Source organism: Acinetobacter sp. PK01, from assembly GCF_022819285.1.
Lineage (GTDB): Bacteria > Pseudomonadota > Gammaproteobacteria > Pseudomonadales > Moraxellaceae > Acinetobacter > Acinetobacter tandoii.
This window is the reverse complement of record NZ_CP094643.1, coordinates 1,287,091-1,309,387: the sequence shown is the minus strand read 5'-3', so window position 1 is coordinate 1,309,387 and position 22,297 is coordinate 1,287,091. Positions and strand designations below refer to the sequence as shown.

General features: G+C 36.0%; 20 protein-coding genes and 1 pseudogene. 7 read left to right on the top strand and 14 right to left on the bottom strand.

Annotated elements, in window-relative coordinates; genetic code table 11:
* Positions 1-197: 197 nt before the first annotated feature.
* The 6 genes from MP622_RS06235 to lysA are packed head-to-tail and all read right to left on the bottom strand — an operon-like array spanning position 198 to position 6,595.
* Positions 198-635, bottom strand: a complete 438-nt coding sequence (locus MP622_RS06235; protein WP_151504657.1) for a MarR family transcriptional regulator — start codon at positions 633-635, stop codon at positions 198-200.
* Between the two features lie 19 nt (positions 636-654).
* Positions 655-1,719 (bottom strand): uroporphyrinogen decarboxylase, encoded by a 1,065-nt coding sequence (gene hemE / locus MP622_RS06230; RefSeq protein ID WP_243793047.1) that lies wholly within the window; start codon positions 1,717-1,719, stop codon positions 655-657.
* A 28-nt stretch (positions 1,720-1,747) separates the two neighbouring features.
* Complete coding sequence (gene rpe, locus MP622_RS06225; protein WP_104442127.1) at positions 1,748-2,425, bottom strand: ribulose-phosphate 3-epimerase; 678 nt, start codon at positions 2,423-2,425, stop codon at positions 1,748-1,750.
* 28 nt (positions 2,426-2,453) lie between these two features.
* Entirely contained in the window at positions 2,454-3,371 is a 918-nt protein-coding gene (locus MP622_RS06220; protein WP_243793045.1) for an alpha/beta hydrolase, read from the bottom strand.
* A 43-nt stretch (positions 3,372-3,414) separates the two neighbouring features.
* A complete protein-coding gene (locus tag MP622_RS06215) occupies positions 3,415-5,007 on the bottom strand; it encodes a class I adenylate-forming enzyme family protein (RefSeq protein WP_243793044.1) in 1,593 nt (530 codons plus the stop codon).
* Positions 4,994-6,595 carry a diaminopimelate decarboxylase gene (gene lysA / locus MP622_RS06210; protein ID WP_243793043.1) on the bottom strand — a complete coding sequence of 534 codons (1,602 nt, stop codon included), beginning with the start codon at positions 6,593-6,595 and terminating at the stop codon, positions 4,994-4,996. Before lysA ends, MP622_RS06215 begins: the two co-directional genes overlap by 14 nt.
* 586 nt (positions 6,596-7,181) lie before the next feature.
* On the opposite strand from lysA, the pseudogene MP622_RS06205 reads away from it, so the two are divergent.
* From MP622_RS06205 to MP622_RS06195, 3 genes and pseudogenes are all read left to right on the top strand, one after another.
* A pseudogene (locus MP622_RS06205) lies at positions 7,182-7,813 on the top strand (cytochrome d ubiquinol oxidase subunit II); the annotation flags it as partial.
* 26 nt (positions 7,814-7,839) lie between these two features.
* Positions 7,840-7,962, top strand: coding sequence for a DUF2474 domain-containing protein (locus MP622_RS06200; protein ID WP_104442124.1), 123 nt, complete (start codon positions 7,840-7,842; stop codon positions 7,960-7,962).
* Positions 7,963-8,038: 76 nt separating this feature from the next.
* On the top strand, positions 8,039-9,436 hold the full coding sequence (locus MP622_RS06195; protein ID WP_243793041.1) for a PLP-dependent aminotransferase family protein: 1,398 nt from the start codon (positions 8,039-8,041) through the stop codon (positions 9,434-9,436).
* 113 nt (positions 9,437-9,549) lie between these two features.
* Here the strand turns inward: MP622_RS06195 and MP622_RS06190 are convergent, their stop codons facing one another.
* From MP622_RS06190 to MP622_RS06180, 3 genes are all read right to left on the bottom strand, one after another.
* Positions 9,550-9,663 carry a hypothetical protein gene (locus tag MP622_RS06190; protein ID WP_016167976.1) on the bottom strand — a complete coding sequence of 38 codons (114 nt, stop codon included), beginning with the start codon at positions 9,661-9,663 and terminating at the stop codon, positions 9,550-9,552.
* Positions 9,664-9,828: 165 nt separating this feature from the next.
* A complete protein-coding gene (locus MP622_RS06185) occupies positions 9,829-10,053 on the bottom strand; it encodes a hypothetical protein (RefSeq protein WP_151504664.1) in 225 nt (74 codons plus the stop codon).
* 1,010 nt (positions 10,054-11,063) lie between these two features.
* Positions 11,064-12,353: a dicarboxylate/amino acid:cation symporter gene (locus tag MP622_RS06180; protein ID WP_243793039.1), complete on the bottom strand. Its 1,290-nt coding sequence runs from the start codon at positions 12,351-12,353 to the stop codon at positions 11,064-11,066.
* Between the two features lie 300 nt (positions 12,354-12,653).
* Between MP622_RS06180 and MP622_RS06175 the strand changes: the two genes are divergently transcribed.
* Positions 12,654-13,721, top strand: coding sequence for an asparaginase (locus tag MP622_RS06175; protein ID WP_016167979.1), 1,068 nt, complete (start codon positions 12,654-12,656; stop codon positions 13,719-13,721).
* 14 nt (positions 13,722-13,735) lie between these two features.
* On the opposite strand, the gene MP622_RS06170 is transcribed toward MP622_RS06175, so the two are convergent.
* The 5 genes from MP622_RS06170 to MP622_RS06150 form a co-directional block, all read right to left on the bottom strand.
* Positions 13,736-13,954 carry a hypothetical protein gene (locus MP622_RS06170; RefSeq protein ID WP_243793038.1) on the bottom strand — a complete coding sequence of 73 codons (219 nt, stop codon included), beginning with the start codon at positions 13,952-13,954 and terminating at the stop codon, positions 13,736-13,738.
* Between the two features lie 56 nt (positions 13,955-14,010).
* A complete protein-coding gene (locus MP622_RS06165) occupies positions 14,011-14,481 on the bottom strand; it encodes a hypothetical protein (protein ID WP_243793036.1) in 471 nt (156 codons plus the stop codon).
* 239 nt (positions 14,482-14,720) lie between these two features.
* Positions 14,721-16,184, bottom strand: coding sequence for an amino acid permease (locus tag MP622_RS06160; protein WP_016167981.1), 1,464 nt, complete (start codon positions 16,182-16,184; stop codon positions 14,721-14,723).
* 696 nt (positions 16,185-16,880) lie between these two features.
* Complete coding sequence (astA, locus tag MP622_RS06155) at positions 16,881-17,918, bottom strand: arginine N-succinyltransferase (protein ID WP_243793032.1); 1,038 nt, start codon at positions 17,916-17,918, stop codon at positions 16,881-16,883.
* Positions 17,919-19,148: an aspartate aminotransferase family protein gene (locus MP622_RS06150; protein WP_044740705.1), complete on the bottom strand. Its 1,230-nt coding sequence runs from the start codon at positions 19,146-19,148 to the stop codon at positions 17,919-17,921.
* Positions 19,149-19,584: 436 nt separating this feature from the next.
* Between MP622_RS06150 and MP622_RS06145 the strand changes: the two genes are divergently transcribed.
* The 3 genes from MP622_RS06145 (at position 19,585) to MP622_RS06135 (ending at position 22,176) form a co-directional block, all read left to right on the top strand.
* Positions 19,585-20,007 (top strand): Lrp/AsnC family transcriptional regulator, encoded by a 423-nt coding sequence (locus MP622_RS06145; RefSeq protein ID WP_044740706.1) that lies wholly within the window; start codon positions 19,585-19,587, stop codon positions 20,005-20,007.
* Between the two features lie 290 nt (positions 20,008-20,297).
* A complete protein-coding gene (locus tag MP622_RS06140; protein ID WP_104442119.1) occupies positions 20,298-20,699 on the top strand; it encodes a rhodanese-like domain-containing protein in 402 nt (133 codons plus the stop codon).
* 271 nt (positions 20,700-20,970) lie between these two features.
* Complete coding sequence (locus MP622_RS06135; protein ID WP_044740708.1) at positions 20,971-22,176, top strand: MFS transporter; 1,206 nt, start codon at positions 20,971-20,973, stop codon at positions 22,174-22,176.
* Positions 22,177-22,297 lie beyond the last annotated feature (121 nt).

The window sequence follows — 22,297 nt, the reverse complement described above, 5'->3', positions numbered from 1 at the left end:
GTCGCAAAATAGTAAGTCGGCTAACTATATTGATATCTATGTAATATTGTCAATATTAGATTTGAGTTAAACAAAAATTAATTTAATAGGTCTTTTCGACATAATACAAAACCTACATGCCTCTGAATCGCTAGGAAAAACATGAGATATGATTCTCCTAACCCCCATAAACAATAGGTTTTATACCATTCTCTTATCTAAAGTTTGAGTTCATATTTAATTTTTGCACAGACCTTTAAAGTCGAATCCACTTCATTTTCATTCAGATTGAGTTTGCATTTAGTATCGTGGAAGATTTTCGCAACAGGATCTTTTAAATTCTGACCAGATTCAGTTAATGAAATATATTTTCGACGACGGTCGAGCGTGTCCACTGATACAACAACAAAACCCGCTTTTTCAAGTCGTTTTATGATTGGGGTAAGTGAACCAAGATCAAACAGTGTTTGTTCACTCAATTCGCTAGATGACAAGTGATTTTGATTCCAAAGAGCAGCCAACACCAAAAGTTGAGGATATGTTATTCCAAGTTCAGATAATGGTTTGGTGTAGTTTCGCATCATAGCATTCGTCGTCGAATACAGTGTAAAACAGAGCATTTTGTCAAAATTAAATGTATCTAGCATCGAACTCATCTGTTATGTCCTGAAAAAATTAAAAACGATGAACAGCCTCAATTAACACGGACACCGAATCTGGGTTTGTTTCCTTTGAAATTCCATGCCCTAAGTTAAACACAAAACCTGTATCATCTTTTTGTTTTCCATAAAAAGATGTCATGACTTTATTCACTTCGTTTTGAATTACAGAATCATGGGCAAGTAATACTGCGGGGTCGAGATTACCCTGCAAGGCAACTTTAGAACTCACTCGCTGACGTGCTAAATCCAGATCAGTCATCCAGTCGAGTCCTAAAGCATTAGCTCCACATCCTGCCATTTCTTCAAGCCATTGACCACCTCCTTTTGTAAAGACAATTGAAGGAACTGAACGCTCACCTAACTGTTTTTTTAAACTATCTAAAATAAAGGTAATGTACCTGAGAGAAAATTCTTGATAAGCAGCTCGACTTAGTAACCCTCCCCACGTATCAAAAATCATGATGGCCTGTGCGCCAGCCTCCACCTGACATTTAAGATGCTGTACAACGGCTTTGGCATTTTTTTCTAGTAATTGATGTAAGATTTTCGGGTTGCTATAAAGCACACTTTTTATCGTTATAAAATCTTTTGAACCCTGTCCCTCAACCATGTAACAGGCCAATGTCCACGGACTACCAGAAAAACCAATCAGTGGAACTTGACCATTGAGCTCATGACGGCATTGGCTGACTGTTTGATATACGTAAGATAAAGATTCTTGGGAAGGAATCTCTAAATTATTGATTGCTTGTTCAGAACGTATAGGGTTTTTGAATTTAGGTCCATGATTTTCTTCAAAATATAAACCTAAACCCATTGCATCAGGAATAGTCAAAATATCAGAAAATACAATTGCTGCATCTAAATCATAACGTCGAATAGGCTGCAAAGTTACTTCAGTTGCATAGTCAGGTGTTTTCATTAAATTAATGAAATTTCCTGCCATTTTACGTACTGCTCGATATTCAGGAAGATAGCGCCCAGCTTGGCGCATCATCCAGATTGGTGTTCGATCTACGGGTTGTTTTTGTAATGCTCTAATAAAGTTAGTATTTTTAAGCGGTGCAAAATTTGTCATTTGAGACTCTAATTATATAGATAAGGATTTAGCTAATTCGGTTATGATTCGCAGCATTTTTCATTTCTGAAATAGCTTCTTGATAATTAGAAGTATTGAAAATCGCCGTTCCAGCTACGAATGTATCTGCGCCCCATTTAGCAATTTCAGCGATATTGCCCGCATTCACGCCACCGTCCACTTCAAGACGAATATTTCGACCACTTGAATCGATTAACTTTCGTGCCTCAGCAATTTTTGGAAGAACACCAGGTATAAATTTTTGTCCGCCAAATCCTGGATTTACCGACATAAGGAGCATTAAATCGATTTTATCCATAAGGTACTTGCATGAATCAAGCGAAGTAGCTGGGTTGAACACCAAACCAGCTTTGCATCCTAAGTCTTTAATGAGCTGAATTGAACGATCTAAATGAACAGTGGCATCAGGGTGAATAGAGATATAGTTTGCACCAGCTTTTGCAAAATCAACGATCAAGGAATCCACGGGTGAAGCCATTAAATGCACATCGATCGGTGCTTGAATTCCTTCAGATCTAAGTGCAGAACAAACTTGGGCCCCCATGGTTAAGTTGGGAACATAGTGATTGTCCATAATATCAAGGTGAATCATATCTGCACCAGAATCTAATACCGACTTCACTTCTTCACCTAAACGGGCGAAATTTGCTGCTAGAATTGAGGGAGCAATCCAAATGTCATTCATATAAAGAGCCTAACTATAAAAATTATTATCAATGATTTGCAAAAGAGGATTTGATATCCAAAATCATCTCGTGACTTAAGTTTTCTAAATGTAAGTGATGACCACCTTCGTACCAGCTTACTTTTGCATTTTTTCCTAAATATTTTGATTTTGAATGAAATTTATCACCAACAAATAAACCGCTTGTTCCAAGCAGAATAGTCAAAGGACAATCAATTTGGTTTAGAAAGCGACCAGCTTGTTCATCAGTTAACTGAATTGGTTCAGGTATAGTAAGTCGAGGATCATGGCGCCACCGATAGCCTGATTCGACTGCTCGAAGATCACGTTCTGCAAGACGTCTGGCACTGTCTAAAGAGATAAATCCACCAACTACTTTCTGGCGGGTTTTCACTGCAACTTCCATACTTGAAAACAGAGGTTGGTTCTTTTCTGAAAAACCGTTGAGTTTGGTCAAATGTGCCATTTCAGAGAGTCGAAGTGATGTTTTCAAATGCCGTACGACATCTTCAGCCGAGACGGTAAAAGGAGCTCCCATACCATCAATGAAAACTATGCGTTTTATTCCTTTACTAATGGTATTTAAAATTGATGCAACACCCGTACCCATTGAATGAGCCAAAATAGAATAACTGTTCCACCCCATTTTTCTGACAAAGATAGATAAATCAATTGCATAATCCCATAAGTAATATGCGTGATTTGACTTTCTATGATCTGATTTGCCGTGTCCAGCTAGGTCAGGAGCCACAACATAGTAGTGATCTAAGTAGGGAGCTATTCGTGAGAATGATGCACAATTGTCCAACCACCCATGTATTGCTAGAATTGGGGGATTTTTTTCATCCCCCCAAGTTTTCACTGCTAAGTCCAAGCCATTCACATTCATCGTGAATTCACGCTCTATAGCAGGTAAAACTTTAAAAGTTAAGCTCATCATATTCATATCGTTTTCTGTTTAAATTAAGTCTCGACGAATTAAATAACTTTTAAACAGCGACATCTGATCTTGAGGTTGTTTCGGCAGCTAATTCGCTCTCAATAATTTGTTTTAAGTGGATTAAATCAAATTTACCGTTTGGAGTGCGGGGAAACGAATTCAAGAATCTGATCGTATTGGGAACTTGATGAGGTTCCAAATCATTTCTGCATTTTCCTAATAGCTCAAGCTCGTTAATATTTTCATTATCAGCTATTTGAATAAAAGCATGTAAGGTGCCACCTAAGTTCTCATCTTCAATGCCAACGACAGCAGCCGATTCAATGTTAGGCAAACTATAGAAATAATTTTCAATTTCAACAGGGCTAACTTTCATACCACGAGATTTGATAACGTGATCTGTGCGACCACGGAAGTACAAGTAACCATCTTCATCAATAAGGCCTAAATCGCCAGTATGTAAGACATATTCATTAGGCAAAGGTCCTGGTTTGAGTTTTTCTTGAGTCGCTTTAGTATCGCGCCAGTACCCTGCCATAACAGTTGCACCACGTATCACAAGTTCGCCGATTTGGTTTGGCTTATTAATTTTGTTTCCATGAGAATCCACTAACCACATTTCTGTATTGGGAATTGCGATACCAACACTATCAGGTTTCTTGTCTATTTGGTCTGGTGGGAGATATGTGCAGCGCTTACACTCCGTTAACCCATACATAGAGAATATTTCTGCGTTCGGAAAGAGTAATTTCATCTGCTGGATGTGATGAGATTTCAGTGCTGCACCAGTGTTTGTTACTATTCGGACATCAGGAAAGATAACGCCTGATCGATGTGAATACTCATAGAGAAGTGATAGCATCGTAGGAACAAATGGAATGACCGTTATCTTATGCTGTTTTATTTTTTTAATTAAAAATAACGGCCATGTAAGTTCCTGTTCGAGAAATAACGTTGCACCTTTACTCATAGACATAATCATTTGGTAAAGACCATAGTCAAACGATAATGGCAGTGAACAAAGAATATGATCTGATTCTTGATAACCTAGATAAGTATTCAATGAATCTAATGCTGCACACATGTTTCTATGTGTCAGCATTACACCTTTGGGTGTTCCAGTTGAGCCAGACGTATAAACAATGGCTGCTAAATCAATGTCGAGAATATTATTATTCAGATATTCTACTTCATTGTAAGAAGTTGCTAGCTCCCATGAATCTACATCAGGATTCACTACTGAATTGGTAACAACAACACTTTTAAATAGAATACTTTTAGATGCTACAGATACATCTTGAAACTTTTGATCATTTGTGATCAAAATGGAAGCCTGAGAATTATCGATAATATAATTTAATTTATCGGCGGTTGTGTCTAAGCCTACATTACATACAACATAGCCCGCTTTCAGTACGCCCCAAAAAGCAATAATAGTTTCTACTTTATTTCCTAAACAAAGTACTACTCTATCACCACGATGAAGACCCTGAGCTTGTAAATAGCCACTTAAGCGCGAAGACAACTCATCAATCTTGCCGTAAGAATGGGAGATTCCATTCTCTACAACTGCTACCTTTTCGGCATATTGTTGTGCGACATAAGGTAAAGTGTGATGCAGTAAAACATTACACATTTGCATGACACTGCTCCTTCATCTCAACTTGATTAAAGCGGTTTTTTTCAACTTCGATATAAGATGCAAGTGTTTCAATTGTATTGAAATGCTTCGGTTCTATCGTTTCTGGATTAACAAAGAAATGTTCGATTTGATCCTCTAAAGCGACCAATACTTCTACAGAAGAAAGTGAATCAATCCCCAAATCATCACGAAGATGAGAGTTCGCAAGAATAGTTTTGTCTTGAGGTAATTTTAGAATTTTACTAACAATAGTGGCAACGATACGCTGTGTGTCATCTGTAATGACTTCATTATGCTTTTCTTCAGTAATGACTTTGTTTTGTCCTAGCAGTTGCTCTAATGAAATATCGGTGTGCATCGAAATAATATCTTCAACTGTATCTCTATAACGTACTAAATTTAGATTTCCATTTGAGTACAGAACTTCTGCTGGATAGCCATGACCGTGAAATAATGTTGGGGAAGCCGTAGCCCCATAAGCACCAGATGATAAGACTGCAAGAAGATCGCCAGATTTTAATTTTTCAAGTTTTATATCTTTTGCTAATAAGTCGTCAGGATTACATAATGGTCCAGAAACATGGTAGGTTTCAATTTCATCTGATTTTTGATCAGTAACTTTAATAATCTCAAAATTTCGTTTTAAAACCTGACCAGAACCTACAGCTGCTGAATGGCAGTTTGTTCCACCATCGGTTACGGCGAAATTTTTGCCATGGTTTTGCTTGATATTATCAACAGTCACTAACAGAGCCGCACTTTTACCAGCAATGAAACGTCCTGACTCCATAATGATGCGAGTTTTAGGATGTTTCTTGTGAAAGTCATTGAATAAAGGATGTAATAATCTTGTTAATTCTTTGATGTCTAGATCTTTTTCATTTTCATAATACTTAATACCTAGACCACCACCAACATCAACCATCATCATGTCTAATCCATACAGACGTGAAATAGTTTCAAATAGCTCCAAAACATATTTTGAATTGTCGTAGATAGACTGTGCATCTAAAATTTTCGTTCCATTATAAACATGGAGTCCTTTTAGATGAATGTTAGGAAGTTTTGCGTAACTCCCCATTTTTTTTACGGCCGTTTCTTCTTCAATACCAAAATGTGTTGGTCTCCCCCCCATTTTCCATGGAGAACCAGATGCTGAGAAATTCGGATTAATACGTATTGCTACTGGCGCTAAAACCCCCATTTTTGAAGCTAAATCTGATAATTTTTCGAGTTCTTCTTCAGATTCAACAACAATAGCAAAAATATTTAATTCTAAAGCGCGTCTATGTTCTTCTTCTTTTTTCATTGGCCCCAAGAAAATTATATTTTGAGGGTTCACACCCGCTTTTATTGCAATTTCTAGTTCAGTTAAAGAACATACTTCGGTGTTCCCACCGTAAGACTTGATTAATTTAACAACCGATAAGTTAGGATTAACTTTGAGAGCATAAAAAATATCAACACATTCTGGTAATGCATTTCTTAGTTCTTGAAAGCTGCTTTTCAACTGGCTTTCATCATAAATATACGTCGGTGTCCCAAAATTTTTCTTTACTTTCAATAAAGTATCTGGAGATATATTCATTTCTAAAAATTCCAATAATTTGTACTTATATAATTCGGGCACAATTCTACAAAAGAAATACTTTGCGCGCAAAGTATTTCTTTTGGTAATTGCAACTAAAATAGCTTTATGCTTGTTGTGTGAAGTTTAATCAAAATTGTCGGATTAGGATTTTTTTTAATTTATAAGGTCTATAATTAATGCACGAAAGATTTATCGCTGAAATTCATGTGGAAGCATAAGTTTTACTGTAATCTTTTTTTAAGGAATTTTTCACATCTTAATGTTGTTAAGTCAAAATTTTTGTCATATGGCTTAAATTAAGTCATTATCTTGAGATTTGAGGCATCTTTCTGTAACCACGTTTGAATGTATTCAGCATAAACTGATAGTTTTTCATAGATATACTCTGCATAAAACATATCTTCAATCAGTCTGGATGCTTGTTCCAAGCTATAACTTCTATTCGCGCAGAGTAATTGTGCATTTGGTTTTGAAAATTTTTCACATATTCCTATATAAGTTTCATCTTTACGTTTAAATAGTAACTTATGCTTGTTAAGTTCAGTGCAATCTGTGATTTGGTCATATGGGGCAATTTGAATAATGGGATAGTAATGAAACTTGGATGGTTTTAGGTGGCGCAGGATTATTTGCTGCCTTCCCTTTAGTTTATTCAACCGTATTATCTGCACTGTATCAGCCGATTATTCTGATGGTCGTAGCTTTGATTATTAGAGGTGTAGTGTTTGAGTTTCGCTTTAAAGCACATCGCACTAAATACCTCTGGGATTTGGCTTTTAGTGGTGGTTATTTTTTTCTCAAGTTTCTTTCAAGGTGTCATTTTAAGAGCTTATATTCAAGGCATTGAAACTCAGAATGATATTTATAGTTACTATAGTTACGATGCCGAATCTTTTCTATTTCAGTCCAGTCCCTGTTTTTGTTTTGATTTTATCGGGATTGATTTTTAAAGCATGTGCTCAACGAAAAGACATTCAACCGTTTGTTTTTACACTCGGTTTAGTCTTCCTCACATTTACAGGCTTTGTCATTAGTTTATGGCCGAATATTATTCCTCCTTCTGTATCTATCTGGCAATCAGCGGCACCTGAATCCAGTATGAAATTTGCGTTGGTGGGTACCGTCATTCTAATTCCAATTATTCTGATTTACACCTTTTTGTCCTATTGGGTATTTCGTGACAAAGTACGTATAGGTGATGAAGGCTATCATTAATGGAGATAACGACGATGCAAAATCCGATGCAAAAATTGCAAAATCGATTGAGTCCGACTGCTTGGTTCATTCTATTATGGTTTTTGGGTTTCTTATCGCTTAGCTTAATTGCTGGATTCTTTAGACTTTTGTTAAGCTTTGCATATTAATAATCAACCTCCTACTTTAAACTGTGGATAGCTGTATTAAGGCTGCTATCCATTTCTTAGATGAGCATAATTCTTTATGTATAAATCAGAACAACTTGCACTAAGTCTAAAACATCTGATTGAAACAGGAACTTGGAAGCTACACGAAAAACTTCCTTCATTACGCCAACAAGCGGAAACATCAGGATTTAGTCTGATTACCGTTATGAACGCGTATCAAGAACTTGAAGCACAAGGACTCATCTACTCAAAAGAAAAATTAGGTTATTTCGTTGCTGACAATCCATTACAGACTGCTTTGGCCAAAAAGGTTGTACTGAATGAAAAAATAGAAATCAACTCTTTAGTTTTTAGATATTTAAAATCAATTCAATCTGAAAAAATTGTACCTTTGGGAAGTGCATTTCCAAATAGCCAGTTGCTTTATTCTCCTAAGCTGATGCAAACCTTAGCACAACAGGCAAAACACCGTATTAGCTATGAGCAAACGCCGAGTTTACCACCTGGTAATTATGAATTAAGAAAACAGATAGCTCAACGCTATTGTATGCAAGGTATTCCTACAGATCCTTCAGACATTGTCATTACTTCTGGTGGCTTAGATGCTTTAAATCTTTCCCTCAAAGCCATGACTCAAGCAGGCGATTATATTCTTCTACAAGAAACTATTTTCTATGGTGCATGGCAAGCTGCTGAAAATTTGGGTTTAAAAGTTATTACCTTTCCAGAGCATCCCGAACATGGCCTAGATTTAGAAGCTTTCAAAAAGGCCATTACAAGCTACCCTATTAAAGTTTGTTTGCTTATGCTGAATAGCCACAATCCAATTGGATTTACGGTAAATGAAGACATCAAATTTGAATTGGCAAAGCTCTTACATGAACATGAAATTTATTTAATCGAAGATGATGTTTACGAAGAACTTTATTATGATCAAAAAAAACCACTTTCTATGAAATATTATGATCAACAAAATTTAGTGCTGCATTGTTCTTCTTTTTCTAAAACATTGGGTGCAGGCTTTCGTGTAGGTTGGGTCTATGCGGGAAAATTCTCTGAACATATACAGCATGTGCAACTTATGAGCACCATCTCGGTAAACTCTTTTATTCAAAATGCACTGGCAGATTATCTAACACATCGCCATTATGAAAAACATTTAAAGAATTTGAGAAATACGCTTAAGCGATTAAAAAATCAATATTATCAATATTTAATAAAGAAATTACCCGAAGATTGTCAGGTCAGTTATTATCCTTCAGGTTATTTTCTTTGGATTACCCTACCACAACATATTGATAGCAGTCGCATTTATGAACAAATGATTCTGAATGATATTGGTGTCGCCCCAAGTATCCTTTTTTATCGGAAAAATAAAAAGCAGAACCACATCCGTATCAACTGTTCTTTCGAAATGAACGATGAAATGATCAATAAGATAGACCTTTTGATTGCTCAGATTTCAGAGCGATAGTTCAGTCTTGATCAAAATAATCAGGTTTTGCGACTTTTTACCTAGGTGCACTTTAGATTTGAAACCTATTCAGCTACCGAGTATTAAACTTGATCTTCAAATACAAGGACATCTCAGGTTAAAAAATATTCCCAAATAATAAAACCGATAAAGAACCCGAGAAACGAATATAAGGTAATGATAAAGAATACAAACCAAGCTTTATTTTTTTTAAGTAAAAAATTCATAGTGAATACCTTGCTGTCCTAACTTAGTTATTATTTTACTGCCCATAAAATTTAACAATAGGTACAGTTCGCGTCGAAATCAATATAACAGACAGCACGTATATATCATTAAAAATAATAGCTTTAGCTTGTTGTTGCCTTTCAGAAAATCATTTATAAAATGCGTTATATTTCCCGAACAGAAATATCCGTGATTTGATCAGAGTCTCGATAATGAGATTTTAAAAGTAGCACCAATTCCTTTGCCCTTTTTTCCGTATAGTGACAATTACCATCATTTAAGCTAGCCAACCACTCTGGAAGCGAACCCAGTATGGTTTGCTTACATTCGCGAGTGCCATAATACACGTCTCTGCCCGATTGCTTAGCAATAATGATAAAATTTGACATAAGGAATATCCTAAGTCACGGAATCAATTTTAAGAAGTTATTTTGAATAACATCCTGAGTTTTTTCTTCAACACGTGTAGTGATTCACTCTTAATTTTATTGATGTGTTTATCATTTTTGTTACATTTAGTGATAAAAAACCACTATATCAATTTAACAACTTTACGTACATAAAAGAAGCCTATTTTGAATGTGAATCTTGTTTAAGTCCTTTACTAGAACTGCATGCTCTTGAATAGATGATGATTAAATTCGATACGGAGAAACCTCGGCCATCTTAACAGTGAGTGCACAGATGGAATTAAGCTATTTATACTTTGTAGTTACGCAGAAAAAGCTTAAATAACATAAATTTGTTCTATACATTTCACTTAGATTGATACAAATTTGAGAAGATCATCATCCATTACACAGAAGAACTGAATATTATGGAATAGAAGATTCGGCGTTATGTGGTCAATCAAAAAAAAACCTCATCTTTTTCTAAATCAACAATTTATATTATATTTGATATTAAGTTTCTTAAGGATGAAATATGCCAAATAATTCATACAGTTCAGGGATAATTTGTCCCAACGAAGCATGTAAAGGAAAAATATTCATTTCCCTACAAGATTTATTGAATAAAAAATCTATCTAATGCCCTCATTGTTTATTGGAATGAACCCTATACAGCCAGCAATCTGGTGACGATATTGAGTGTGCAATGAAAATAAAGAGTGGTTTAACTTAGAACTTCAATCTCAAAGAAAAAGCAGTCTTAGTTTTTAAGTCTATGTTAAAATTAGAGTAAATCTATGACAAATAGGTCCAGCTATGGAAACAATTATTATTACATTCATCATGGCGATCATTCTTGTGCTACTTATCTTTTTCTATAATAAAAAAAAGTGAAAACGTTTAGCACTCACCTTTTAACCTTATTAGAAATCTATGATAATAAAAAGAAAAACATCGCCTAGGCGATGTTTTTTCAACAATACAATCATTAATAAAATCATTTTGATTGCTTAGGATGCATTTTGATCATTTGGAATGAGCGGTTGCGCCAAAATGCTCTCGTGCTCTTCAACTTTATTGCCTTCAGTTTTTGCAATTACAGCCGTCGCAACACTGTTACCAATAATATTGGTTGCGGTACGCCCCATATCTAGGAAATGATCAACTGCAAGAATCAGTAAAATACCTGCTTCTGGTAGTTTAAACATCGCTAATGTCGCAGCAATAACCACTAATGATGCACGAGATACACCTGCAATCCCTTTACTGGTGATCATCAAGGTTAAAAGCATTAAAATTTGCTGGGATAGGCTTAATTCAATGTTATAAGCTTGTGCAATGAATAACACTGCAAAAGACATATAAATCATTGATCCATCTAAATTAAATGAATAACCTAATGGTAGTACAAAACTGGTAATACGTTTAGGTACACCAAATTTTTCTAAGGCAATCATAAGCTTTGGATAAGCCGATTCACTACTTGCAGTGGCAAAACCTAAAACGGCTGGTTCTCGAACTGTTTTGAGTAAACGAAAAACGTCCTTTTTGAGAAAAATGTAGCCTACAGTAATGATGATTGCCCAAAGAATGAGTAAACTTGCATAAAACTCGCCAATAAAAACACTATAGTCGAGAATAATTTTTGGACCTTTTAAGGTAATTGCGGATGCAATTGCCGCGAATACAGCGATTGGTGAAAACGTCATGACATAGTCTGTAATACGGAACATGACACGGCATAATTCATCAATAATTTTTGCAATCACTGTACCTTCATCTTGCTGATGATGTACATACGCAAGTGCTGAACCGAAGAAAATAGAGAACACCAAAATTTGTAGAATTTCGTTATTCGCCATGGCTTCAGCAAAACTTTTCGGGAAAATATGTGTAATGAATGTTTGTAAGCTTAGATTTGTTGCACTTACGCCTACATCAACTGGTGCCGTTGGAATTGGGAGATTCATACCCACGCCAGGTTGAAATAAATTGGCTAAGCCCATGCCTAAAAGTAGAGAGATAAGTGAAGCGCCAATGAACCAACTCATTGCTTTAAGTGTGATTGAACCTAAAGATGATGATTTACCCATTGAGATGAGGCCAGACACAATCGTGGCAAATACCAATGGAGCGATAATCATTTTAATTAATCTTAAGAATACATCTGTAAGAATCTTAAGATATGAAGCAATGTTTTCAGTCTGAGTAGTGCTCAAATTACTATGAAAAAGCCAACCAATTAATATTCCAGAGACCATAGCAACTAGAATAAACTTTAATAGTTTCTTCTGATTCATATAAAATTTCCTTTTAATACCCTAAAATCTATAGAAACATCTTATTGTTTTATAAGATGTTCTGATTTCCTTCCTACTACGTCAAATATCCATTTGACTTAGGGGTGTTTGGCTGAAACTAAACAATATCAATACAAATTAACAATGCAAAAAAGTATTTATCTATGCAAAAAATGCATAGTGATTGTTAAGTATTTATATAAAATGCCAATGACTGTTTGAATTAAAGAAACTTAAATATGGAATATGTTTGTTGAAATCAAACATTACAGTGGAATTGACAGAACTAGGATTTGGTTAATGATAAGTAAAACTCTCCAATCATGCGGCTTGGCACTTACTCTCCTTGCATCATCTATGTCGCTTTATGCAAAAAACAATGTTGTTGTTGTTGCTACGGGCGGTACTATTGCTGGCGCGGGTGCAAGTTCAACGAATAGTGCAACATATAGTGCTGCAAAAGTACCTGTTGATGCGCTAATTAAAGCAGTCCCTCAAGTAAATGACTTGGCTAATGTTACGGGTATTCAGGCACTTCAAGTTGCATCTGAAAGTATTACAGACAAGGAATTGTTGTCTTTAGCCCGTCAAGTAAATGATCTAGTCAAGAAACCTTCAGTGAATGGCGTAGTGATTACTCATGGTACAGACACCATGGAAGAAACGGCATTCTTTCTTAATTTAGTTGTTCATACAGACAAGCCAATCGTATTGGTAGGTTCTATGCGCCCATCTACTGCTCTATCGGCAGATGGTCCTTTAAATCTGTATAGTGCTGTTGCGCTTGCTTCATCTAATGAAGCAAAAAACAAAGGCGTAATGGTACTAATGAATGATTCGATTTTTGCAGCACGTGATGTTACAAAAGGAATCAACATTCATACCAATGCCTTTGTAAGTCAATGGGGAGCTTTAGGAACTTTGGTTGAAGGTAAACCTTACTGGTTCAGAAGTTCTGTAAAAAAACATACCAATAATTCTGAATTTAATATTGAAAAAATTCAGGGTGATGCATTACCAAGCGTACAAATTGTGTATGGTTCTGACAATATGATGCCTGATGCATACCAAGCTTTTGCTAAAGCTGGCGTGAAAGCGATTATTCATGCAGGTACAGGTAATGGTTCAATGGCAAATTACCTAGTTCCTGAAGTAAGAAAATTACATGATGAACAAGGTATTCAAATTGTACGTTCATCACGTGTTGCGCAAGGGTTTGTTCTTCGTAATGCCGAACAACCTGATGATAAATATGGTTGGATTGCAGCACATGATTTGAATCCACAAAAAGCACGTCTTTTAATGGCTTTAGCGTTAACTAAGACCAATGATGCAAAAGAAATTCAAAACATGTTCTGGAACTACTAAGCGTTAAATTAACGTTATTGATCTAAAACATTAAAGGCAGATTCAGCAAAAAATAGTTGAATCTGCCTTTTAGTTTTCATACTTTCAATCAATATATTTTTTTCTAAAAAACTTTTTTGTGATGTTTTTTTGTTATTTCCTCGATATTTTTGGTATCTATAAACTATATTATTTTTTAAGTTTGTAATATTTTGCCAATCGCCACTCAGCAAAATAACTTGAATCTTATTCACCCTGCTCTATTAAGACTGAAAATCTCACTCTGACTTAGAATTTATCCTTATGAATATCACTGACAATCTGAAGAATTTACCCTATTCACAGCATTAATTCGTCCATTGTATGTAACTGTAGCAATACAACTATAATTACTGGCATTCCACCAATAATTGGTCTTCGAGCTATAATCTGCTGAGCGACTAGTAAGCAGATAGTTGTATCGATGAAAGACAGATTTTGCCGCATTTGCTTTTGTTTCTTCTAGGTTTTTGATTTCTGGAGGCATTTGTATACTTTCATTTTTTTTATTACTGGCACGTTCATATTGAGTTAAAGCGGAAAACGATGCGATGGATAATGCAGCATTAGAGAAAGTTGAGGGGTCTGTTGCATACTGATCTAATGGATTAGTTTCATTTTCTCCAGAGCTAGCCGTAGTACTCGCCAAGTCCGAATGTTCAGACAAGGTTTCTGCTTGTGCTATAGAAAAAAATGGGCCAATGAAACATAAAATACAAATTGTTTTCTGAATATTGTTCATTTTATGACTCCCCGTATCCGTGAGAAGATTATTGTTATAGAAATACTCTAAGCCTTTTTTTTCAAAAAAAAAAGAGCTGGAATGGTTTTAAATAAAACAAATCTTATTGAATTTTATCCTTATTTTTGGACGACTTTATTCTAATCAGTACTTTATCAAAAACCAGAATTTGTCCATTTTAAAAAACAGCTAGAAGCATAGGTTCTAGCTGTTTAAGCCTATCGTTTTAAAGAAATGTTTTAAACGTAATCGACTTTACTTTGATCCAATAGATTCAGCTTTAATATTTTTTTCTTTTTATAGCGATAACCGATAAAGAGACCCACAAACCAAATTGGAGAAAGTACAAGTGCAATTAAAGTATCATGATCAAATGCTAAAATGACAATCGTGAATACCAAGAACAGCATAGTAAACCATGCCATGAATAGACCACCTGGCATTTTATAGTTTGATTTAAGATGTAATTCGGGATCTTTTTTACGATATGCAATATAAGAAAGTACAATCAACATAAATGTAAAAATACATAAAATTGAAGTCAATGCAGAAATAATCGTAAATGCAGTCATAACATTTGGCACAATAAATAGAATTGATGTTCCAAGCGTTACGCATAGCATAGAGAAAACTAAGCCACGAATCGGAACTTTACGTTTTGACAATTTGCTAAAGCTTTTAGGCGCATCATTTTCTAAAGATAAACCATATAACATGCGACTGGTCGCAAAAATACCACTGTTGGCAGAAGAAAGAGCCGATGTTGCAACAACAAAGTTAATTAGGCCCGCGGCAATAGGTAAACCGACATGGGTAAACATTTCAACGTATGGGCTTTTTTCTGGTGAAACTTGTGCCCAAGATGTCACGGCAATAATACAAACCAATGAACCTACATAAAACAGTAAAATTCTTAACGGAATAGAGTTAATCGCTTTAGGTAGAGATTTGTGCGGGTCTTTGGTTTCAGCAGCCGTGGTTCCGACCAATTCAATACCAACAAAGGCAAAAATGGCAATTTGGAAGCCTGCCAAGAAACCAGTTAAGCCATATGGAAACATCGAACCACTTTCTAGTAAATGTGAGAAAGATGCTGTGACACCATTTGGTGAAACATAGTGCGTACTAATTAAATAAAGCCCCGCAACAATAAATAAAATAATCGCAACAATTTTAATCAGAGAGAACCAAAACTCTAATTCACCAAACATCCTTACCGCAACAAAATTTAATATGGTCAAAATGGCAAGTGAAGCAAAAGCGGGTATCCATACAGGCATATCTGGATACCAAAATTGCATATATCCACCTATGACAATAACATCTGCAATTGCGGTAATAATCCAGTTACACCAATATGACCAACCTAGAAAAAAACCTGCCCATGGTCCTAAATACGCGGTCGCAAAATCGGCAAAGGTTTTAAAATTAGTATTGGCCAGCAATAGCTCTCCCATTGCACGCATAACAAAGAAAAAGAAAAAGCCAATAATTAAATATGTCAGAATAATTGAAGTACCTGAAACACTCAGTGTTTTACCAGAACCCATAAATAATCCTGTACCGATTGCACCACCAATCGCAATCATCTGGATATGACGATTTGTCAATGAGCGTTGCAATTTTTCTTCATCTTGTTCAGTCATGTGTTGACTACCAAGAAGGTCTCCTTCTAGAAATTGCTTTCCCTTGTTCTTACTCATGTAATATTTACTCCAATTTATAACAACCGTTACAAATCCTTTAATAACGACTTAGCCCACATAATGAATAAACTTATTTATTTAAATCCACTATTCAATTAATCAAAATAATTAGGAATAAAATCCATTTATTCTGATTTCTTAAGTCTTGCTTTGCAGCTTCTAATTAAATGGATGACTTAAATAAAGCTTATTTAAAAATCAATAATCACCCCAAAAACTGAAAATAAATATTTAACCAATAATCAGTTTGAATTTGGTTCAGTACTATATTTAACCCAATAAAATTTCTGCTGGATCATACAGCACGCTTTAGACTTTTTTGTTTAATTACACTTTGTTTTTGTTTAATTTAAAACCATTTGTTTGCTTTAAAATATACGTTTAGTTAAAAAATATACGAGCAAATGGTTGCAATTATCCATTAGTCTAGTGTGCATTATTTTAAAAATTGATGGTTTAAAATAAAAAACCATCAATTCAATTGCGGATTTTCTGAGTATTTAAAAAACCTGATATTGATAAAAAAATATCAGGTGAAAGCTTATCGGCTAAAATAACTTAGTCACTTTCTAATGAAGCTATAGGCCACGCACAATAATCAATAGAAAGCACTATTGCAGACTGGATCTGTCTTAATCCATTCAGCACTAAGCCCATTCAGCCACTGCCCTTGTATAAATTATTTGCCCTGAATCATGCTTTATGTTCCTTCGGATTTAAGGACAACACACGAACCACATCACCCTGAGTTACTTTGAGTTGCTCAGCCTGCGTTTGTGTTAGCTGTATAGTTTTATGTTCAGGATCATGCTGAACTAAAATGCCACGGTAGTCTTGGTAATGATCATTTGAAATTAAGTAGGGTTCAGCTTCATCCAAAGTTGCTGTGTCAACAATTTCAACAGGAAGAACAGTACTTTCTTTAATTGAACGTAAGTTCTCTACATCGGCTTCTAAAGTCGCACCACCATCGAAAATATCGACATAACCTTGGAAACGTAAACCTTCACCCAACAGTAATTTGTATGCAGGTAAAGTATTTGGATGGACTTTACCAATCACTTCTTGGGCTGCCGCAGGTAACATATCGACATATAAAGGATAGCGTGGCATCAGTTCTGCAATAAAAGACTTCTGCCCTGTACCGCTAAGATAATCTGCCTTTCTAAATTCCATATCGAAAAACTTATGTCCGACTGCATCCCAGAACGGAGAATTCCCGACTTCGTCCGAATAGCCGCGCATTTCAGCAACGATGCGTTTTTCAAAAATATTTCTGAAGGCGGCAATAAACAAGAAACGGATTTTCGAAAGAAATTTTCCATTCATTTCTTTACGATAATCCGGATCGAGGAACAACGTACATAATTCACTACAGGTAGTATGGTCATTGCTTAAAAACAAAGTTTGATGTGACTTATACACATTGAGTGTTTTTGAAGAATGTACTTGAGTGCCCACATGGAAGTTGTACCAAGGTTCACTTAAGCCCAGCGCAACTTCAATCCCACAGAGCCCAACTACCTTGTTAATGCGGGTATCTTCTAAAACAAAGAAATAGCCTTGATCTGCTTTGCTCAGTTTGCCACGCACGGTGTCGCAAGCGCGTTTCAGTTTTGCCGCCAAAATTTCCAAGTTAGGCTGTAATGAAGTAAGCCCATAACCTGCTTTTTCAGCAAGTTGATAGATGTCATTGATATCATCTTCTCGGATATAACGAATAATCATCATTTATGCACACTCCTTCAATTCGTGCGAAAATTTTTCAAGAGCTTGCTCAAAACGGCTTAACCCTTCATCGATATCTTCAAATGGAATAATCAGTGAAGGTGTAAAACGAACAACATTTGGACCTGCAACCAGTGCCAGTAAGCCTTGCTCACCTGCTAAATTGACAATATTTTTGGCTTGACCTGCATGCTCAGCTTTAAGCACACAGCCGATCAGTAAGCCTTGACCACGGATTTGCTCAAATACATTAAATTTGGCATTAATCTTATTTAGACCAGTGACAAAATAATCAAATCGTTGTTGAACACCCTCTAAAACTTCTGGTGTATTGATAAATTCGAATACCGCATTTGCCACTGCACAAGCCAATGGGTTGCCGCCATAAGTTGTGCCATGATCACCCACTGCATACATATTGGCGTATTGATTTGTGGTAATCATCGCGCCGATTGGGAAGCCCCCCCCTAAAGCTTTAGCAGTGGTTAGAATGTCAGGAGTAACACCTGTATTCATATAAGCATAGAGTGAGCCAGTACGCCCAACACCTGTTTGGACTTCATCAAAAATAAGCACTGCACCATGTTCATCACAGAGTTGGCGCAAGCCTTTTAAAAACTCAAGATCAGCAGGAAGTACGCCGCCTTCACCTTGAATAGGCTCAACAATAACGGCACAAGTATTTTCATTGATCACGGCTTTTGCCTGCTCTAAATCATTAAATGCAGTATGTTGAATACCTTCTGGTAGCGGTGCGAAATCTTGAGAATACTTTGGCTGACCACCAGCAGTCACAGTGAATAAAGTACGGCCGTGAAATGCATTCTTAAACGCAACAATTTGATTTTTATTTGCGTGACCACTGAGCAAACCAACTTTTCGTGCAAGTTTTAAAGCAGCTTCATTTGCTTCTGCGCCTGAATTACAGAAAAAAACTTTGTCTGCAAACGTGTTCTCAACGAGCTGCTTTGCTAAACGAAGAACAGGCTCATTGGTATAACCATTGCCAATGTGCCAAAGTTGAGTCGCCTGTTCCGTTAAGGCCTGAACTGCAACTGGATGTGCATGACCTAATGCATTTACTGCAATACCGCCTGCAAAATCAATATATTGCTTGTCGTTTTGATCCCAAACATGAGAGCCTTGACCACGAACTAAGATAAAATTTGCTGGGGCAAAAACTGGAACCATCCAATCATTAAAGTTTTGACGTGTCACTGCTAAGTTATTCATTTTGCTATTTTCTCCTATAGGTTTTAAATTCGCTTTATCTTTAGTGGCTTAGAAATAGGTCTGGATATTCATTCATGCGGCTGTGTGATGTGCCCTAATTCCGTGTAGCAATAGCCGTTATAGGAAACAGAAAATAATGAAGACGGCTTGAGACCGTGTGAAATTTTGGATTGAGGAGAAGAACCTACAATCGCGTTGCCAGTATGATTTTCTTTGTTAGTCATCTATTTTCCCTTAACGACCTAAGCTTCCATCTGCGCTTAAAACCCTTTAGCGAGACTTTAGATCTCTAACTGAATTTAAGTTTGATATAAAACCGAATCATCAGCAGGCTTAGCGCATTTTTCTATTATTAAGGATCAAAATGACTTAAAAAATTTGTAGTTTTTTCTAAAATGAATTATTTTTTTCCAAATTGACAATTGCAGGAAGCAAAATGAGCGAAATAGATCAAATCATTCTCGGTTTGCTAAAAGAAAATGCTCGAATGTCTGTTACAGATTTGGCAGAAAAAACTGGGGTATCTCGTCCAACTATCAAGAGTAGAATTGACTATATGGAGTCCTCTGGCATCATTACAGGATATACTGTTCGATACCGCCCAGATGTAGATAAAAATATTATTCGTGCTTGGATGAGTATCATGGTGGAAGGTACTAAAGCCAGATCGGTCATTAGTGAATTACGTTTAGATTCAGCCGTTGAGCGCTTGCATAAAACCAATGGGAAATGGGATATTTTGGTTGAAATTCAAGCAGATTCGCTAGAGAGCTTTGATAAAGTCTTAGAAAGAATTCGATGCATTTCTGGTATTTATAATAGTGAAACAAGTATCTTGCTCTCGACTTTTAAAACCTAATCTTAATAAAACTTAATTTGGATATTCTAGTGATCAAAATGCAGAAAAACACTAAATATAGATAAAATTTAGGTTTTATTTGTTTTTTATAAACTAAAATTTCTCTACTTTGATCAGTTGTTTATTAAGTATTTTAAACAATCAAATAGTGCTCTTAATTGAAGTTTTCTTAGCATTAAAACAACCTTTTGGGGTGAATGAAGAATACGGTATTTAAAATACTTTAGAAAATGAAAAGTAATGTTAGGATGTAAGCGAAATAATCTTATGAGTTACAAGGAAATATAAGTATGACAGTATCACAATTAGAGTTTTATCAAGCCAAGTTAAATTATGAAATGGACTCATGGGATTTGTTTGAAGCCTTAAATCAAGGACACAAGATTATTGTCGTTGATGGCCGCAGTGCTATAGCCTATCAACATGAGCACATTCCAAATGCAATTAATATTCCGCATCGAAGTATTACGCAGGAGACATTAGCTCATTTGGATCAAACTGTGTTGTATGTCACTTATTGTGATGGTATAGGCTGTAATGCCTCGACCAAAACGGCGCTCAAAATGTCGACTCTAGGCTTTCAGGTTAAAGAATTAATTGGCGGCCTAGATTGGTGGAAACGAGATGGCTACCAAACAATGGGTGATAATGCACATGCTGGAACGAGTATCGATTGTGGTTGTGCAGGTTAAATTATTCAGAAGAAACTGTACTGCACTACAGTGCAGCTTCTTCCAACTTCTAGTATTTTTGACTTAATCTTATATATTTCAAATGCTTAAATTTTGCTGTGTGAGTCTTTAGATTGGTTGATTGCACTGATATGCTTTATGAAGAAAACTAAATTTTAAAATAATAAAATAGCTATAAAATGAATAAGGCATTGAAATTTTTATTTACATAAGAATAAATAGTATTGCTCTAAAAAACTTTATTGATGCACTCAAGCTAAGGATAGCGAGTATGGATTTGAAGACGCACGGTAAAACCCATCATCTCTTTTCTTCACATGCGATTCTGATTATCACTTTTGCCCAGCTTTTTGGCACATCATTATGGTTTAGTGCAAATAGTGCAGCAGCCAATTTAATTCAAGAATGGCACATTACTGTTGCGGATATTGGTTGGTTGACCAATGCTGTACAAGCAGGTTTTATCCTTGGAACCTTTTTGATTGCCTTTACGGGTTTTGCAGATCGTTTTAAAGCAAGTGTTATTTTTACTGGTGCAGCACTGTTGGGTGCATTTTTTAATTTATGTTTTGCATGGCTAGCGCAGGGTTTAATCGATGGCATGATCTATCGCTTTTGCGTGGGTCTGTGTTTGGCTGGCATTTACCCCATTGGGATGAAATTGATTGTGCAATGGGCACCTCATCGAGCGGGAGCTATTTTAGCACTTTTGGTTGCCATGCTTACATTAGGTACAGCATTGCCGCATGCTCTGAATGGCTTATCGGCCAATTTAAATTGGCATTATGTCATTACTTTTTCATCTATTTTGGCTTTAGTTGCCGCATTGCTTATTTTTAAATTGGGTGATGACCAATCTGCGCAGGTCGTTAAAAAAAGAATATCGACTGAAAATGCATTCCAAGTCTTTAAAATCAAAAAATTTAAAGCCTCCGCTCTCGGATATTTTGGTCACATGTGGGAGTTATATGCTTTTTGGACCATTTTGCCTCTTTTTATTGCTCATTCTGGCATTTTAAAACCCCTCGGCTTATCGAATGTGCCATTGGCTACATTTTTAATTATGGCATGTGGTGCTGTTGGCTGTCTTTTAGGTGGATATTGGTCAAAGACATATGGTAGTGATCGCGTTGCAATGGGTGCTTTATTTCTCTCTGGCCTATCTTGCCTGATTTTTGCATTTGCTTGGCGTTATTTACCTGCGTGGTCCTTGCTGATCGTTCTAATTGTATGGAGTGCATCTGTAATTGCAGATTCACCACAATTTTCTGCATTGGCTTCCGTTGCATGCCCACCAGAAAAACTGGGTGCAGCACTCTCTATTCAGAATTCTATTGGCTTTGCGATAACCATCGTATCGATTGCATCTACGACCTATGCTTTTGATCAGGTAGGTTTAGATTCTGCCTGGATTCTTTTATTGGGTCCTGTTTTGGGTATCTTGGGCTTTTATAGGACGATGTCAAAAACTGAATGAAGTTTTGTTCTTGGTAAATTGATTTTTGACTAAGCTGTTGATTTATATTAGTTAGTTGTATGAGTCAAATCGATGTGTGATAGCTTATTCATATTCAATATAAATAAGCTATCTTCTAAAA

What these genes read in the sequence shown, in the direction of transcription:
- MP622_RS06235 (WP_151504657.1), bottom strand. Translation starts at nt 635, where the DNA reads ATGAGTTCGATGCTAGATACATTTAATTTTGACAAAATGCTCTGTTTT.
- hemE (WP_243793047.1), bottom strand. Translation starts at nt 1,719, where the DNA reads ATGACAAATTTTGCACCGCTTAAAAATACTAACTTTATTAGAGCATTA.
- rpe (WP_104442127.1), bottom strand. Translation starts at nt 2,425, where the DNA reads ATGAATGACATTTGGATTGCTCCCTCAATTCTAGCAGCAAATTTCGCC.
- MP622_RS06220 (WP_243793045.1), bottom strand. Translation starts at nt 3,371, where the DNA reads ATGAATATGATGAGCTTAACTTTTAAAGTTTTACCTGCTATAGAGCGT.
- MP622_RS06215 (WP_243793044.1), bottom strand. Translation starts at nt 5,007, where the DNA reads ATGCAAATGTGTAATGTTTTACTGCATCACACTTTACCTTATGTCGCA.
- lysA (WP_243793043.1), bottom strand. Translation starts at nt 6,595, where the DNA reads ATGAATATATCTCCAGATACTTTATTGAAAGTAAAGAAAAATTTTGGG.
- MP622_RS06200 (WP_104442124.1), top strand. Translation starts at nt 7,840, where the DNA reads ATGCAAAAATTGCAAAATCGATTGAGTCCGACTGCTTGGTTCATTCTA.
- MP622_RS06195 (WP_243793041.1), top strand. Translation starts at nt 8,039, where the DNA reads ATGTATAAATCAGAACAACTTGCACTAAGTCTAAAACATCTGATTGAA.
- MP622_RS06190 (WP_016167976.1), bottom strand. Translation starts at nt 9,663, where the DNA reads ATGAATTTTTTACTTAAAAAAAATAAAGCTTGGTTTGTATTCTTTATC.
- MP622_RS06185 (WP_151504664.1), bottom strand. Translation starts at nt 10,053, where the DNA reads ATGTCAAATTTTATCATTATTGCTAAGCAATCGGGCAGAGACGTGTAT.
- MP622_RS06180 (WP_243793039.1), bottom strand. Translation starts at nt 12,353, where the DNA reads ATGAATCAGAAGAAACTATTAAAGTTTATTCTAGTTGCTATGGTCTCT.
- MP622_RS06175 (WP_016167979.1), top strand. Translation starts at nt 12,654, where the DNA reads ATGATAAGTAAAACTCTCCAATCATGCGGCTTGGCACTTACTCTCCTT.
- MP622_RS06165 (WP_243793036.1), bottom strand. Translation starts at nt 14,481, where the DNA reads ATGAACAATATTCAGAAAACAATTTGTATTTTATGTTTCATTGGCCCA.
- MP622_RS06160 (WP_016167981.1), bottom strand. Translation starts at nt 16,184, where the DNA reads ATGAGTAAGAACAAGGGAAAGCAATTTCTAGAAGGAGACCTTCTTGGT.
- astA (WP_243793032.1), bottom strand. Translation starts at nt 17,918, where the DNA reads ATGATGATTATTCGTTATATCCGAGAAGATGATATCAATGACATCTAT.
- MP622_RS06150 (WP_044740705.1), bottom strand. Translation starts at nt 19,148, where the DNA reads ATGAATAACTTAGCAGTGACACGTCAAAACTTTAATGATTGGATGGTT.
- MP622_RS06145 (WP_044740706.1), top strand. Translation starts at nt 19,585, where the DNA reads ATGAGCGAAATAGATCAAATCATTCTCGGTTTGCTAAAAGAAAATGCT.
- MP622_RS06140 (WP_104442119.1), top strand. Translation starts at nt 20,298, where the DNA reads ATGACAGTATCACAATTAGAGTTTTATCAAGCCAAGTTAAATTATGAA.
- MP622_RS06135 (WP_044740708.1), top strand. Translation starts at nt 20,971, where the DNA reads ATGGATTTGAAGACGCACGGTAAAACCCATCATCTCTTTTCTTCACAT.